Origin of the sequence: Rhodanobacter ginsengisoli, from assembly GCF_042657065.1 — a bacterium.
GTDB lineage: Bacteria > Pseudomonadota > Gammaproteobacteria > Xanthomonadales > Rhodanobacteraceae > Rhodanobacter > Rhodanobacter ginsengisoli.
Genome location: NZ_JBHSNF010000002.1, coordinates 476,877 through 490,407, shown reverse-complemented (window position 1 = coordinate 490,407; position 13,531 = coordinate 476,877). Strand labels below are relative to the sequence as shown.

11 protein-coding genes are annotated in these 13,531 nt (G+C 66.6%); 4 read left to right on the top strand and 7 right to left on the bottom strand.

The features are described from left to right. The first annotated feature begins 119 nt into the window (after positions 1 to 119). Both cycA and ACFPPA_RS11470 read left to right on the top strand, forming a co-directional pair. Complete coding sequence (gene cycA, locus ACFPPA_RS11475; protein WP_377319947.1) at positions 120 to 1,508, top strand: D-serine/D-alanine/glycine transporter; 1,389 nt, start codon at positions 120 to 122, stop codon at positions 1,506 to 1,508. A gap of 236 nt (positions 1,509 to 1,744) precedes the next feature. Beyond that, positions 1,745 to 4,555 (top strand): glycoside hydrolase family 31 protein, encoded by a 2,811-nt coding sequence (locus ACFPPA_RS11470; RefSeq protein ID WP_377319945.1) that lies wholly within the window; start codon positions 1,745 to 1,747, stop codon positions 4,553 to 4,555. 102 nt (positions 4,556 to 4,657) lie between these two features. Here ACFPPA_RS11470 and ACFPPA_RS11465 read toward each other — a convergent pair whose 3' ends face one another. Continuing rightward, a complete protein-coding gene (locus tag ACFPPA_RS11465) occupies positions 4,658 to 5,821 on the bottom strand; it encodes a hypothetical protein (protein ID WP_377319943.1) in 1,164 nt (387 codons plus the stop codon). Then, complete coding sequence (locus ACFPPA_RS11460; RefSeq protein WP_377319941.1) at positions 5,818 to 6,948, bottom strand: carboxylate-amine ligase; 1,131 nt, start codon at positions 6,946 to 6,948, stop codon at positions 5,818 to 5,820. The genes ACFPPA_RS11465 and ACFPPA_RS11460 overlap by 4 nt, the downstream gene beginning before the upstream one ends. 360 nt (positions 6,949 to 7,308) lie before the next feature. On the opposite strand from ACFPPA_RS11460, the gene ACFPPA_RS11455 reads away from it, so the two are divergent. Beyond that, positions 7,309 to 7,575, top strand: coding sequence for a DksA/TraR family C4-type zinc finger protein (locus ACFPPA_RS11455; protein WP_377319939.1), 267 nt, complete (start codon positions 7,309 to 7,311; stop codon positions 7,573 to 7,575). 51 nt (positions 7,576 to 7,626) lie between these two features. Here ACFPPA_RS11455 and ACFPPA_RS11450 read toward each other — a convergent pair whose 3' ends face one another. The 5 genes from ACFPPA_RS11450 to ACFPPA_RS11430 form a co-directional block, all read right to left on the bottom strand. After that, on the bottom strand, positions 7,627 to 8,025 hold the full coding sequence (locus tag ACFPPA_RS11450) for an OsmC family protein (protein ID WP_377320695.1): 399 nt from the start codon (positions 8,023 to 8,025) through the stop codon (positions 7,627 to 7,629). 197 nt (positions 8,026 to 8,222) lie between these two features. After that, a complete protein-coding gene (locus ACFPPA_RS11445; RefSeq protein WP_377319937.1) occupies positions 8,223 to 8,990 on the bottom strand; it encodes a proteasome-type protease in 768 nt (255 codons plus the stop codon). A gap of 64 nt (positions 8,991 to 9,054) precedes the next feature. Continuing rightward, positions 9,055 to 9,870, bottom strand: coding sequence for a transglutaminase family protein (locus ACFPPA_RS11440; protein ID WP_377319935.1), 816 nt, complete (start codon positions 9,868 to 9,870; stop codon positions 9,055 to 9,057). Positions 9,871 to 9,872: 2 nt separating this feature from the next. Continuing rightward, complete coding sequence (locus ACFPPA_RS11435) at positions 9,873 to 10,814, bottom strand: alpha-E domain-containing protein (RefSeq protein ID WP_377319933.1); 942 nt, start codon at positions 10,812 to 10,814, stop codon at positions 9,873 to 9,875. Further along, the gene (locus ACFPPA_RS11430; RefSeq protein ID WP_377319931.1) at positions 10,814 to 12,238 is read right to left on the bottom strand and encodes a circularly permuted type 2 ATP-grasp protein; all 1,425 of its coding nucleotides are present in this window, start codon (positions 12,236 to 12,238) and stop codon (positions 10,814 to 10,816) included. The genes ACFPPA_RS11435 and ACFPPA_RS11430 overlap by 1 nt, the downstream gene beginning before the upstream one ends. Positions 12,239 to 12,544: 306 nt before the next feature. On the opposite strand from ACFPPA_RS11430, the gene ACFPPA_RS11425 reads away from it, so the two are divergent. Next, positions 12,545 to 13,219 carry a 2'-5' RNA ligase family protein gene (locus tag ACFPPA_RS11425; protein WP_377319929.1) on the top strand — a complete coding sequence of 225 codons (675 nt, stop codon included), beginning with the start codon at positions 12,545 to 12,547 and terminating at the stop codon, positions 13,217 to 13,219. Positions 13,220 to 13,531 lie beyond the last annotated feature (312 nt).

The window sequence follows — 13,531 nt, the reverse complement described above, 5'->3', positions numbered from 1 at the left end:
TCCGGTCACGCCACGCCGGTGCGCCGATCCGCGTTCCTGCATGATCCTGGAAGCCGCCGATGGCGGTGCGGCCCCGTTTCTTTTATGTTGGCGCATCCCGAACGCCAAAGGCGCGCTGCATGACCGTATCCCAGGAACACCCCGATCATCTGCGCCGCAGCCTGTCGAATCGACACCTGCAGCTGATCGCCATCGGCGGGGCGATCGGCACCGGTCTGTTCATGGGGTCGGGCAAGACGATCAGCCTGGCCGGGCCGTCGATCGTGCTGGTGTACCTGATCATCGGCGTGATGCTGTTCTTCGTGATGCGGGCGATGGGTGAGCTGCTGCTGTCCAACCTCGACTACAAATCGTTCATCGACTTCTCCACCGACCTGCTCGGGCCATGGGCCGGATTCTTCTGTGGCTGGACCTACTGGTTCTGCTGGATCATCACCGCGATCGCCGACGTGATCGCGATCGCGTCCTACGCGCAGTACTGGTTTCCGGGGCTGGCGCCGTGGATTCCGGCGGTGCTGTGCGTGCTGTTGCTGCTGACCCTGAACCTGGCGACGGTCAGGCTGTTCGGCGAGATGGAGTTCTGGTTTGCGCTGATCAAGATCATCGCGATCTGCGCGCTGATCGTGACCGGCTTCGCGCTCGTGGCGTGGGGCTTCCGCTCGCCGACCGGGCATGCGGCGTCGCTGGCCAACCTGTGGAACGACGGCGGGGTGTTCCCCAAGGGACTGGGCGGTTTCTTCGCGGGGTTCCAGATCGCGGTGTTCGCCTTCGTCGGCATCGAGCTGGTCGGCACCACCGCGGCGGAAACGGCCGACCCGATGCGCAACCTGCCCAAGGCAATCAACTCGATTCCGGTGCGCATCATCATCTTCTACGTGCTGGCACTGCTCGCGATCATGGTGGTGACGCCGTGGCGGATGGTCGAGCCCGGCAAGAGCCCGTTCGTCGAGCTGTTCGTGCTGGCCGGCATCCCGGCCGCCGCCAGCCTGATCAATTTCGTGGTGCTGACCTCGGCCACTTCGTCGGCCAACAGCGGCATCTTCTCCACCAGCCGCATGCTCTACGGCCTGGCCGAGGAGAACCATGCACCGCCGCTGTTCGCGCGACTTTCCCGTGCTGCGGTGCCGTCGCTCGGCCTGCTGTTTTCGTGCTTCTGCCTGCTGCTGGGCGCGGCCCTGATCTACCTGATCCCCAACCTGATCACCGCGTTCACCCTGGTCACCACGCTGTCGGCGATACTTTTCATGTTCGTGTGGTCGCTGATCCTGTGCGCCTACATCGCCTATCGTCGCAAGCGCCCCGAGCAGCACCTGACCTCGACCTACAAGATGCCCGGTGGCGTGGCGATGTGCTACGCGTGCCTGGCTTTCTTCGCCTTCGTGCTGGTCCTGCTCACGCTGCAGCCGGATACCCGCCAGGCGCTGATCGTCAGTCCCGCCTGGTTCGTGCTGCTGGGCATCGGCTACGCGTGGAAGGGGCGTCGGAAACAGACGAACGACCGCCGCTAGGTCGCGCCGTTCGCTGATGGTCGCCGGCCCGCCGGCAGCGCCGCCGGGGCGGCGGGGGCCACCCGATTGTTGTAACGTTGACGGCGGTTGCTGCTCCATCGGAGCGGCAACGTTCCGGCGCCGCTGCATGTGTGGTGCGGACATCGCCCTTCGGGCGGGCCGGTTCGGCTGACGTGCGCAGGGGGCAATCCCCCGGCGTCGAGCCCATCCGCGACTGACCGGAAGGGGAATCCCGCATGGCGTTCATCACCCGAATTGCAGGCCCGGCGATGAGATGGCTGCTGATCGCCTTCGTTCCCGCGCTGCTCGTTCCCTGCGTGGCAAGGGAAGGCAGTCCGCCCGTGGTGGCCGGACATGCCCGCTTCGAATTCCTGACGCCGTCACTGGTGCGGATGGAGTACTCGCCTTCGGGCACGTTCGTCGATGTCCCCACCGCGGTCGTCCAGAAAAGGGACTGGCCTGCGGTCGCCGTCCGCTCGAGCCGGGAGAACGGCTGGCTGGTCGCCAGCACCGATGCGCTGACCCTGCGTTACCGGCTGCAATCCGGTCCGTTTGCCGCCGACAACCTCGAGGTGAAGTGGAAGGATGATCCTGCCGGCCGCGCGCACGGCTGGCATCCGGGCGAGCGGGATCGGCGGAATCTTGGCGGGTTGACCTATTCGCTGGACAACATCAGCAAGGTGAACCTGCCCACCGACGGCATGGATCTGGCCAGCCCCGTCAACGACATGATTCCCGGGATCGACGTGCTGCTGGCCGAAGCCAGGCCGGGGCTGTTGAGCCGCAGCGGCTATGCGTTCATCGACGACAGCCGTACCCCGCTGTGGAACGCACGGAAAGCCTGGATCGAGCCGCGCAGGCAGGAAGCGAACCAGGACTGGTATCTGTTCACCTACGGCCGCGATTACCGCCGGGTACTCGGCGAGTACGCCGCGCTCTGCGGACCGATCCCGATGATCCCCCGTTACACCCTCGGGCCGTGGATCACCGATCTCAACTTCGAGTATTTCCCCGGTGCGGAAGATACCCGGCAGCCTGCCTTCAGGCACTACGACGAGCAGCATCTCAAGGACGAGATTTCGCGGTTCCGCGAGAACCACATCCCGCTCGACACGCTGGTGCTGGATTTCGGCTGGCACAACTACGGCTGGCAGGGCGGTTATGACTGGAGCCCGCTGATCGCGCACCCCGCCCAGCTGATCGCCTGGCTGCATGGCCAGGGCATCAAGCTGAGCCTCAACGACCATCCCGGCTATGCCAACACCGAGGAAAGCATCCTCTCGCACCAGGACAGCCATGCGCCGGCCGTGCTGCGGGCGCTGGGCCAACCGTTGCCGGCCAGGCCCTCGTTCGACCTGGATATCTCCACGTCGTGGGAGTTTTCCACCGACCCGGAGAATCGGGGTCTCGACCAGCGCTGGTTCGCGAAAGATCGCCACGATGGCGGCCACTGGCAGCCGATCCGGATCGGCGCGCCGTGGCAGACACAGGGATACGGCAGTTACCAGGGTGTGGCCTGGTATCGCACGTCGGTGCGCCTGCCTGCGCATCTTCCCGCCGCGCTGTATCTGTACCTGGGCGAAGTGGGCAAGTCGTACCGCTTGTTCGTCAACGGCCGGCCGGTGGCGCACAGCCAGGTGCAATGGCCGCGACGCCTGACCTATGCCGACATCGCGCCCCATGTCCGGGCCGACCGGGCCAACGTGATCGCCCTGCGCGTGGTGGCCGGAAAAACCGATGGCGGGATCCTGCGCGGCCCGGTCGCACTCCGCGACGTCAAGCCACCGCCGCGGATCCATTTCGATCTGTCGGACAAGCGCCAGGCCGCGATCTTCATGGATCGGTTGCACCGGCCGTTGATGCAGCAGGGGGTGGATTCCTGGTGGGTCGATGGCGGCAGCGGTGCGGTCGACATGCCGGGGCTGAACAAGCAGCTGTGGACCAACAAGGTCTTCTACGACTACACCCGGCAGGAAACCGGCAAGCGCGGCTTCATCCTGAGCCGCTACGGCGACTGGGGCAGCGAGCGCTACCCGGCCTACTTCACCGGCGATACGTATTCCGAATGGCCGGTGCTCGCCTACGAAGTCGCATTCACGGCCCGCGGTGGCAACGTGCTGGTGCCGTACATCAGCCATGACATCGGTGGCTTCCATGGCAGGAAGATCGACTTCGACCTGTATGCCCGCTGGGTCGAGTTCGGCACGTTCAGCCCGTTCCTGCGCCTGCACAGCGCCCACGAAAATCCCGACGAGGGCAACCTGCGCATGCCGTGGACCTATGGCAGCCAGGGCATGGCGCTGGCCCGGAAATACTTCACGTTGCGCACCCGGCTGATTCCCTACCTCTATACGTATACCTGGGTGGCGCACCGCGATTCGATGCCGATCCTGCGCCCGCTGTACCTGGCCTACCCGGAGCTGGAGGAGGCCTACCGGCACCCGCACGAATATTTCTTCGGCAAGGAAATGCTGGTCGCCCCGGTGCTGGATGCGAGCGGCAACCGCACGGTCTATCTGCCGCCGGGGCAGTGGATCGATTTCTTCACCGGCCGGCACCATCGGGGTGGCACCACGTTCACTGCCCACTATGCCGTCGACGAAACGCCGGTGTTCGTGCGCGAAGGCTCGATCATTCCCGAGCAACCCGCGAGCCTGGCCTGGTCGGATGCCCGACCGCTGGACACGCTCATGCTCGACGTCTACGGGTCGGGCAAGGGGCGCTTCGATCTGTACGAGGACGACGGGGTTTCACTCGCCTGCGCGAAGGGTCAGTACGCGCTTACGCCGATCAGCCATGTGACGACGGGCGACGGACACGAACGGCTCGTGATCGGGCCGTCCGAGGGTTCGTTCGAGGGGCAGCCGCAGCGACGCGCATACGAGCTGCGCATCCACAGTGCGGGCAAGCCGCGGTCGGTGTCGGTGGACGGCCGGCCCGCCGGGCACTGGAGCTGGGATGCGGCGGCCGCGACCGCGACGGTGGCGTTGCCCGAACGAAGCATCCGGGACGCCCGCGACGTAACGTGGTCAACGACAGGACCGTAGGGAGAACGCCGGGTGCAAAGAGGCCGGGGGCAGTAGGCCCCCCGCTTTCCCGGTGACGGCGGAGTGGCTCGCGCCGTCCCGCCGCCCACCTTCCCGCGCACTTCAGGCCGACGCGCCGGCGCTGTCGAAATACAGCAGGGTCATCCCCTCGCCGGGCGCCGTCTGTCGTCCGCTCAGGGTCGCGATGCCGTCGGTGGAACAGCGCAGGATCCACGCCATCACCCACGGTTTGCGGCCCGGTTGCAGGCCCAGCATGCAGCGGATCTCACCGAACAGGGCCCGGCCGGTGACCGGGTGTTGCCCGATCGGGACCTGCCGGAACTTGTTCTGCACGATCCACTGGCGCGGGCCGGGCAGGGCGGCCAGCTCGGCCGGAGTGGGTGCCAGCAGCAGGCCGCTGCCGGAATGCCCGCCGACGGATTTGGCCACCCATCGGTCCGCGTCTGCCCACTGGTCGGCGCACAGGGGGCTGTCCTCCACCCAGTGGCAGGCTTCGTGCGCGGCCAGCGGCACGTCGGCCAGGCTGCCCTTGTGGATGCCGTCGTACCAGGCCGGATGGCTGTGCCAGCTGAGCTGGTTGGCGGCCAGGAAGGTGGCCCTGGCGTGACTGCGGTCAAACACGGCCAGGTCCGAAAAGATCAGCCGGTTCCACACATGCGTGTAATGCCGCGCAGTCACCGGATTCCACAGGTGGCCATGCACCGGAACCACTTCGCGCCAGTCGAGTACGTCCACCTGCCACCAATGCCGGGCGGCCTCCAGATCCGGCCAGCTGGCGCGTGCCCGGGGGCGATCCTCGATCAGCACCGTAGCGGCGTGCGGCGCCACCCATTGACGCATGTGATCGATCCATGAAGTTTCGTGGGGTAGGGCGTCGTGCGGAAGCCAGCGTTCGCCCTGGCCATGCAGCCGGCGTTGCGCCTGATGCACGGTGTGGAAGGTGGGCAGCATCGAGGTGAATGCCTGGATCTCCACCCAGGCCAGGTCGAACGGTTGTGCGGGATGTTCGACAAAGGCCATGTCCAGCGCCAGCACGTCGGCGCGGACTCCCGACCACGGGACGCGGGCCGGCAGCAGTTGCGGTTCGAGGGCGCTCAGCAGATGGTCGATCTTCCCCTCGAGCGCCCGGCGCAGGGCGTCGTTGCCGACCGCGTAGTGATCCGCCAGCTGGCTTTGCGGCAGATGCGGCGCGCCGGTATCGGAAAGGGCCCGCGCCAGCGGTTCGGCGCCCAGGAATTCCAGCCGCAGCTGTGGCTGGGTGTTCATCGCCAGCCTCCGGCCTGCTGCAGCACGGGCGGTCGATCGAACGCCATCGCCGCGATCCATTGCAGGGTGCGGGACCAGTCGCCGTCGAGCCTGACCTGCTCGCGCAGGGCGTCGGCGAAAGTGCCCTCGCTCAGTGCGTCGGCCAGCTGCCGCTCCCAGTAGTTGCGTTCCGCCGCATTGCCGGCGCGGAACGCGATGCGTGACCACCAGCGTTCGAAATGCACCGCGGTGCTGCAGACTTCGTCGCGGTCCCATTCGATCCACTGGGCCTGCAAACCGTGGCGCCGGGCACGCCACTTGTTCTCGTCGATGCAGGCACGCGACCAGACCGCACCTTCGCGTCCGGCATGGAGTTCCTGCAGCACGGTTTCCGCTTCCCATTTCAGCAGGGTGGCGATCAGCCCGATGCGCTCGAGGTCGGGGTGGGTGTCCATGATGCGAACCTCCAGTGTGCCGTAGCGGTGATGCAGCCGCAGGTCCTGCCACAGCCCCTGGTCCTCGGTCAGGCAGCCCAGGTGCCGCAGCCGATGGACGTGCGCCTGATAGTCGTGTTCGCTGTCCCACGGGTCCGGTGTGCCCATGCGCGGATATCGGTCGAGCAGGCTGTGCCGCCAGGTATGCAGTCCGGTGTCGCGCCCCTCGAAGAACGGCGAGCTCGCCGACAAGGCGAGCACTTCGGGCAACACATGACGCAGCCGGTTCATGATCGCCAGCTTGGGCGCGGCGAAATCGAAACCCAGGTGCAGATGCATGCCGAAGCTGAAGGCGCTTCGCGCCACCTCCTGGTATTCGTCAAGCAGCTGCGCGTAATGCGGGAAATCGGGGCCCTCGTGCAACGCCTGCTGCTGCCACAGCGCGGTGGGGTGCAACCCCGCGATGAGGATCTGCTGGCCTTGCGCGGCGGCTTTCCGGCGGGCCTGGGCGCGCAACGCGCCCAGGGCCGTGACCAGTTCGGTCACGTTGTTGCAGATGCGCGTCTTGAGCTCGATGACGCAACGATGAATTTCCCTGTCGATGAGTCCTTCCGGGGTGCCGTACTCGGCCAGTCCGGTCGAGAAGTCGTGTGCGATCAGTTGCCCGTGTTCGTCGACGATCTGTATTTCTTCTTCCATACCGATAGTGATCATGCCCTTTGCTCCTTCCTGCGTGGCGGGGCCGTGGCCCCATGGTTGCGGCGGCGTGTCGCCAGTCCGTCGCAGATCGTCCCGCGTGTGGGAGTCCGCGTGTGAGACGGCAGCAGGGGCAGGGAGGAAGTGCGGGTGGCGCGCGGCCGCCAGTCACCGGGAGGGCCGGATTGCCGGCAGGGAGAGGCTTTGCGGAGGGCGTGCCAGGCGCGCAGCGCGGGCAACCGCTCGCGGGCGGCACGATCACGCTTGCGGTCTGTCTTTCCGCGGGTCGAGCGGGATGCACGCGGCAGGGCGCCGGTTCATGCCGGCGGGTTTATGCTTGCCGGCATCCTTGAACTGAGCGGTATCTCGGAGGCTTCCATGGCAACGGGTTGGGCAGGTGACGGCGCCGTGCAGGACCAGATCGACGCCACGGTCAACGACGCGGTCCAGCGGGCTCGCCAGCAGTTGCACAAGGGCCCGGGCCTGACGCATTGCGAAGAATGCGACGCGCCGATTCCCGCGGCCCGGCGCAAGGCCGTGCCGGGCGTGCGTCTGTGCGTGGCCTGTCAGGAGGCCCATGACAAGGAGGCCCAGGGGGCCGGTCTCTACAACCGCCGCGGCAGCAAGGACAGCCAGTTGCGCTGAAGCCCTGCCGCGACCTGCCGCGTCCACCTTCGTGGCGTGCAGCCGGACGCTCTACGCTTGCGGTGAGACAGTCGCCAGTTGTGTGGCGATGCGCACCTCGCCGGTCAATACCTTGTGGATCGGGCACGCGTTGGCGATCTGCAGCAGGCGTTCGCGCTGCGGTTCGGTCAACGTTCCCGCGAGGGTGATGACGCGGGTGATGTCGTTGCCCGCGGCCGGCGTGCCGTCAGGATTGAAGCGAAGCTCCACGGTGACGCCATCCAGCAGCCACTGCTTGCGTGAGGCGTACATCCGCAGGGTGATCGCGGTGCAGGCCCCGAGTGCCGATAGCAACAGCCGGTGCGGTGACGGGCCGGCATTGGCACCGCCCTCGTCGGAAGGCTCGTCGGCCAGCCAGCCGTGTCCGAGGTCGTCGCTGAACGTCACGGTGAACGGAGTGGTGCCGGTCATGGCACGAACGGTCGGGATGGTCACGCAGGCAGTCTCCGGGGGTTGGATGCTGCATGATCGTTCCAACGGCGGGTCGAAGACAAAGAGGTCTCGACAAGCCAGCCGCGGTAGGGGAGATCGGCGCTCGCCGGCTCGCCTTGTCCGGAGGAGCACCCTGCAGCGTTCGCCGGTTGGCCGGGCCGGAGGGGGATGGACCCTCAGTCGGCCGGATCGGCCGGGTACGGACCGCTCAGCCAGCTGGGCGCCGGGATTTTCCGGTGTGCCTCGGCCAGCGCCGCCGACCAGCGTTCGCGGATCATGCCGAAATAGGCATCGCCCTTCTCGATGCGATGCGTCTCGACGCCGTCGATGCTGTCCTTGCGATAGACCAGCAGGTCCAGCGGCATGCCGACGCTGAGGTTGGAGCGCAGGGTGGAGTCCATCGAGATCAGCGCCAGCTTCACGCCCTCGGTCAGCGACGTGGCCGAGCTGACCGCGCGGTCCAGGATCGGCTTGCCGTACTTGTGTTCACCGACCTGCAGGAACGGGGTGTCGCCGGTGGCCTCGATGAAGTTGCCGGCGGCATAGACCTGGAACAGGCGCATCGTGCGGTTGGCCACCTGGCCGCCGAGCAGGATGGAGACGTCGAACGGCACGTCCTGCTCCTGCATCGCCTTGCCGTGGATCTGATGGACGTGGCGCACGGCCTGACTGACCAGCGCGGCGGCACCGAACATGGTGGGCACGCTGTAGATGGTTTCCTGCACGCCGGTTTCCGGATGCGGCAGGCCTTCCTGGATCAGGTTGATGACGGCTTGCGACACGGCCAGGTTGCCGGCGGTCATGGTGGCGATCATCCGCTCGCCCGGCCGATGGAACTGCTGCAGCTTGGCGAAGCAGGAGATGTTGTCCAGTCCCGCATTCGTGCGGGTGTCGGCCAGCATCACCAGGCCCTGGTCGAGAAACAGGCCTACACAATAGGTCACGCGGTACTCCTTTGTTTGGCTCGGGATCGGTTCCCGCGGGAGCGATCGGTGAATGGCTGGAGCGCTATTGTGCCGCTTGCGGGGACTCGGCGATGGACACTTCGACTTCCAGCGTCTCGGCGAGGCCGCCCAGCCGCACGCCGCGTACCGGCGCGGCGTCGCGATAATCCCGGCCGCAGCCGATGCGCACGTAGCGCTCGTCCGGGGACTGGCGGTTGGCCGCATCGAAACCGACCCAGCCCAGGTCGTCGACGAAGATCTCGGCCCAGGCATGGCTGGCCGCGGCCGTGTCGGCGATCGGGCACAGGTAGCCGCTGACGTAACGCGCCGGGAAACCCAGCGAGCGTGCCGCGGCGATCAGCACGTGGGCGTGGTCCTGGCAGACGCCGGCGCCGGCGGCAAAGGCCGCGACGGCGGTGGTTTCGGCGTCGGTCTGGTAGGGCAGGTAGTCCACATGATCGCGCACGCCATTGCACAGCCGGTGCAGGCGATCGAGCGGGTCGGCGCCGCTGCCGGCGGAGGCGTGGGCCAGCTCGACGATGCCGGTGTTGCTGTCAGTCAGCGGAGTGCTGGCGAGGTAGAACATCGGCGGCAGCGACTCCTTCTCGTTGCCATGCACGCCGTGCAGGTCGCGAGTATCCACCCGGCCGCGGACGGAAAGCCGGACCGATTCCACGCTGCGGTCGATGGCATGGGTGGCGACCGGGTTGCCGAAGCCGTCGACGCAGGTCGGTTGCAGGCGCTTGCCGTCGACCGCGACCCGCCATTCCTTCACCACTTGCCCGTTGCTGGGGGCGGGCCACATGCGCAGGGCCTGGATGATCAGGTTGGCGGCCTGGTCATAGCGGTAGGTGGTGTCGTGGACAATGTGCAGTTGCATGGCTAGAACAGGTGCCCCCTGGCAATTTGCGCACCCAGTTCGGCGGTGCGCTCGATCAGCTGGGTGAGGTATTCGTGCAGTCCCTTCTCGATGACGGTGTCGACGTTGGCGTAGCGCAGGTCCGCATACAGCGAGTTGGCCTGGCGTTTGGCCTCGGCGGCGAGTCGCGGGTCCTGGCTCTCGATCGCATCGAGGTGCTGGGTGATCATCTGGTAGCAGAACGTCAGCGAGCGCGGGAACACGCTGCTGGTGATCAGCAGCTCGGCCACGCGCGCCGGTTCGACCACGCCCTTGAACAGCACCCGGTAGGCACGACGTGCGCTGACCACGCGCAGGATCGCCAGCCACTGGTAGTAATCGACCACACCGCCCACGTCGCTGACCTGGGCAAGCTTTACATGGTATTTCACGTCGAGCAGGCGCGCGGTGTTGTCGGCGCGCTCCAGGAACTGGCCGACGCGGGTGAAATGGAAGCCGTCGCGGCGCAGCATGTTGTTCGAACACACGCCATGGAACAGGCCCACGCGAGCCTTCACCCAGTCGAGGAATTCGGCGAGGTGGTCGGCGTCCATGGCATCGGCGCGATAGCTGGACAACTCCTGCCAGCTCGCATTCACCGCCTCCCACATGTCGGCGGTGAGCGCCGTGCGGACCGCCCGCGCATTGCGGCGGGCGGTTTCGATGCAGTTGACGATGGACGAGGAGTTGTCGCGATCGAACGCGAGGAACTGGATGACGGTGGCCTCGTCGGCCCGGGCATGTTTTTCGAAATAGCCCTCGCGGCAGCCGGCGGCGACGATCGCCGACTCCCACTCGCTGCCGTGGCTGGCATCCACGCGCAACGCGCTCATGTGCCCGGCCACCTGCAGCAGGCGCGCGAGGTAGTCGGCGCGCTCCATGTAGCGCGCCAGCCAGTACAGGTTGTCGGCGGTGCGTGCGAGCATCAGCTTTCCAGTACCCAGGTGTCCTTGGTACCGCCACCCTGCGACGAGTTGACCACCAGCGAGCCATCCTTCAGCGCGACCCGGGTCAGCCCGCCGGGCACCACGCGGATGCGATCGGCGCCGCACAGCACGAACGGGCGCAGGTCGACATGCCGCGGCGCAATGCCGGCGTCGACGAAGGTCGGCACGGTCGACAGCGCCAGCGTGGGTTGCGCGATGTAATCCTGCGGCCGCGCCTTCAGCAGGAGGCGGAAAGCCTCCAGCTCGGCCTTGCCGGCGTGCGGCCCGACCAGCATGCCGTAACCGCCGGAGCCGTGCACGGCCTTCACCACCAGTTCGTGCAGGTGCTCCAGCACGTAGCGCAACTCGTCGGGCTTGCTGCAGTCGTGGGTCGGCACGTTTTTCAGCAGCGGCTCTTCGCCCAGATAGAAACGCACCATTTCCGGCACGTGGATGTACACCGCCTTGTCGTCGGCGATACCGGCGCCGACCGCATTGGTCAGGGTGAGGTTGCCGGCGCGGTTGGCGAAATGCAGGCCGGGTACCCCGAGCATCGAGTCGGGGCGGAACACCAGCGGGTCGAGGTAGTCGTCATCGACACGCCGATAGATCACGTCCACCCGCTCCAGCCCGGCCGTGGTGCGCTGGTAGCAGACATCCCGGCTGACCAGCAGGTCGGCCCCCTCGACCAGGTCGATGCCCATCTCGTCGGCGAGGAAGGCGTGCTCGTAGTAGGCGCTGTTGTGGATGCCCGGTGTCAGCAGCACGATGGTGGGCTCGCCGGGACAGTTCGGCGGCGCCAGCGAACGCAGCGTGGCCAGCAGTTCGTCCGGGTAATGCGCCACCGGCGCGACCTGGTTGCGCCGGAACAGGTCGGGGAACAGCCGCAACATGACCTCGCGGTTCTCCAGCATGTAGGACACGCCCGATGGTGTACGGCAGTTGTCCTCCAGCACGTAATAGTCATCCGGGCCGGTACGAACCATGTCGATGCCGGTGATGTGCGCGTACATCTGTCCGGGCAGGTCCAGTCCGGCCATCTCGGGACGGAATTCGCTGTTGTGCAGGATCAGCCGCTCGGGCACGTGGCCGGCGCGGATGATCTCGCGGTCGTGATAGACATCATGCAGAAAGGCGTTCAGCGCGCGGGCGCGCTGCTCCAGCCCGCATCGCAGTCGCTGCCACTCGGCCTGGGCGAGCACGCGCGGAATCAGGTCGAACGGGATCAGCCGTTCCGCGTCACCGCCCTCGGTATAGACGGCGAAGGTGATGCCGATGCGGCGGAACAGCACCTCGGCTTCCCGACGCTTCAGGGCCAACTGCTCGGCGGGAACGGATTTCAGCCAGGCATCGATCAGGGCGTAGGGCGCGCGGATCCCGTCAGGCCAGCCCATTTCATCGAAAATCATCGTGTCTGACGGCATCTGTGCCCTCCCGGGACGGCTTTGACCGTGAAGTGCGTGTCTGCAAATGTCAAGCGTGCCGGCGGCTTCCGGTGGCCGTGACGTGCCGCCACGGGCATGCATGTCCGGTGGGCACTTGCAGGGGTGCCCGGGTGGCGGCAATCTTTCGTATCATGGGGCGAGCGATGCTGGCGTGACCATGCAGCGGTGTCCGCGGCGGATCGCGACAACGCATCCGCTCCGAGTGCCGGTCGTTCGACCACCTGCGCTGCCAGATGGCTCGAAGAGTATCGTGGGGGGCTTGCAGCTTGTCGTCTCGTTACAGTCATGGAGACAACGACGATTTCCAGTCCATCGATCACAGGGGAACTTGCGGCAGGCATCAATTATTTTTTTGCCGTGCTGCCGGATGACCGTACAAGAGCCGAGATCGCCGGCGTCGCCGAGCGATTTCGCAAGTCGCATCGGGTGAGCGGAAGCCCGGTCGGCATCGACGGGTTGCACCTGTCCGTATGCCCGGTCGGCAAGCCCGAACGCTTGCGGCAGCCGCTGGAGACGGCCCTGCTGACCGCTGCCGCCACGGTGCGTGCCGCGGGTTTTGCGGTCACTCTCGAGTCGGCGATGCGCTTGAGCGCAAAGGATGGACAATTCCCGTTCGCGCTGTGCGTGGACGGCAGCACGACGGCGTCCGCGCTGGAACTGCGCAAGGCGATTGCCACGGCCCAGCTTCAGGTCGGGCTGCGGGTATCCGGTGTTTCCAGTTTCATGCCGCATGTCACCCTGCAGCATGGGCACCTGATTGACGCGATCGAGGAATCCATCACGCCGATCCATTGGCAGGTGAGCGAATTCGTGTTGATCCGCAGTTTCTTCGGCCAGTCCCGGAACGAGGTGATCGGTCGCTGGCCGCTGGCGCAGCAGCCCGTGCCCGTGGCCTACGACATGCTCGAGGAGATGGCCAACATGCCCGATCTGCCTGCCTACCCGTCCGACGAGGAGTGAGAGGGCGGCATTTCCGGGCACCGCGCGCGTCATGCCGCTGCACGGCTGATGTTGCGCCCACCTGATTCGCGTGCATCGGGGCAGGAAGATGCCCGGATGGCAACCGTCAAGGGCGGTTGACGGCGCGAAGCTCGGCCTGGCTGCAACGGGCCCGCTTGCGGACGCCGAGTGGCGCAGCCTTCCGGACGAAATTCGAGCTCTCCCTCTCTCGCGGCCGCACCGGGAGCGGCAGCCTGGTGTATCCGGTGATGGCAGTCCTGTCGCGCCACGCGCGGCATACGTCCCGGATTCCCGGGTTGAAGTAACTCCAAC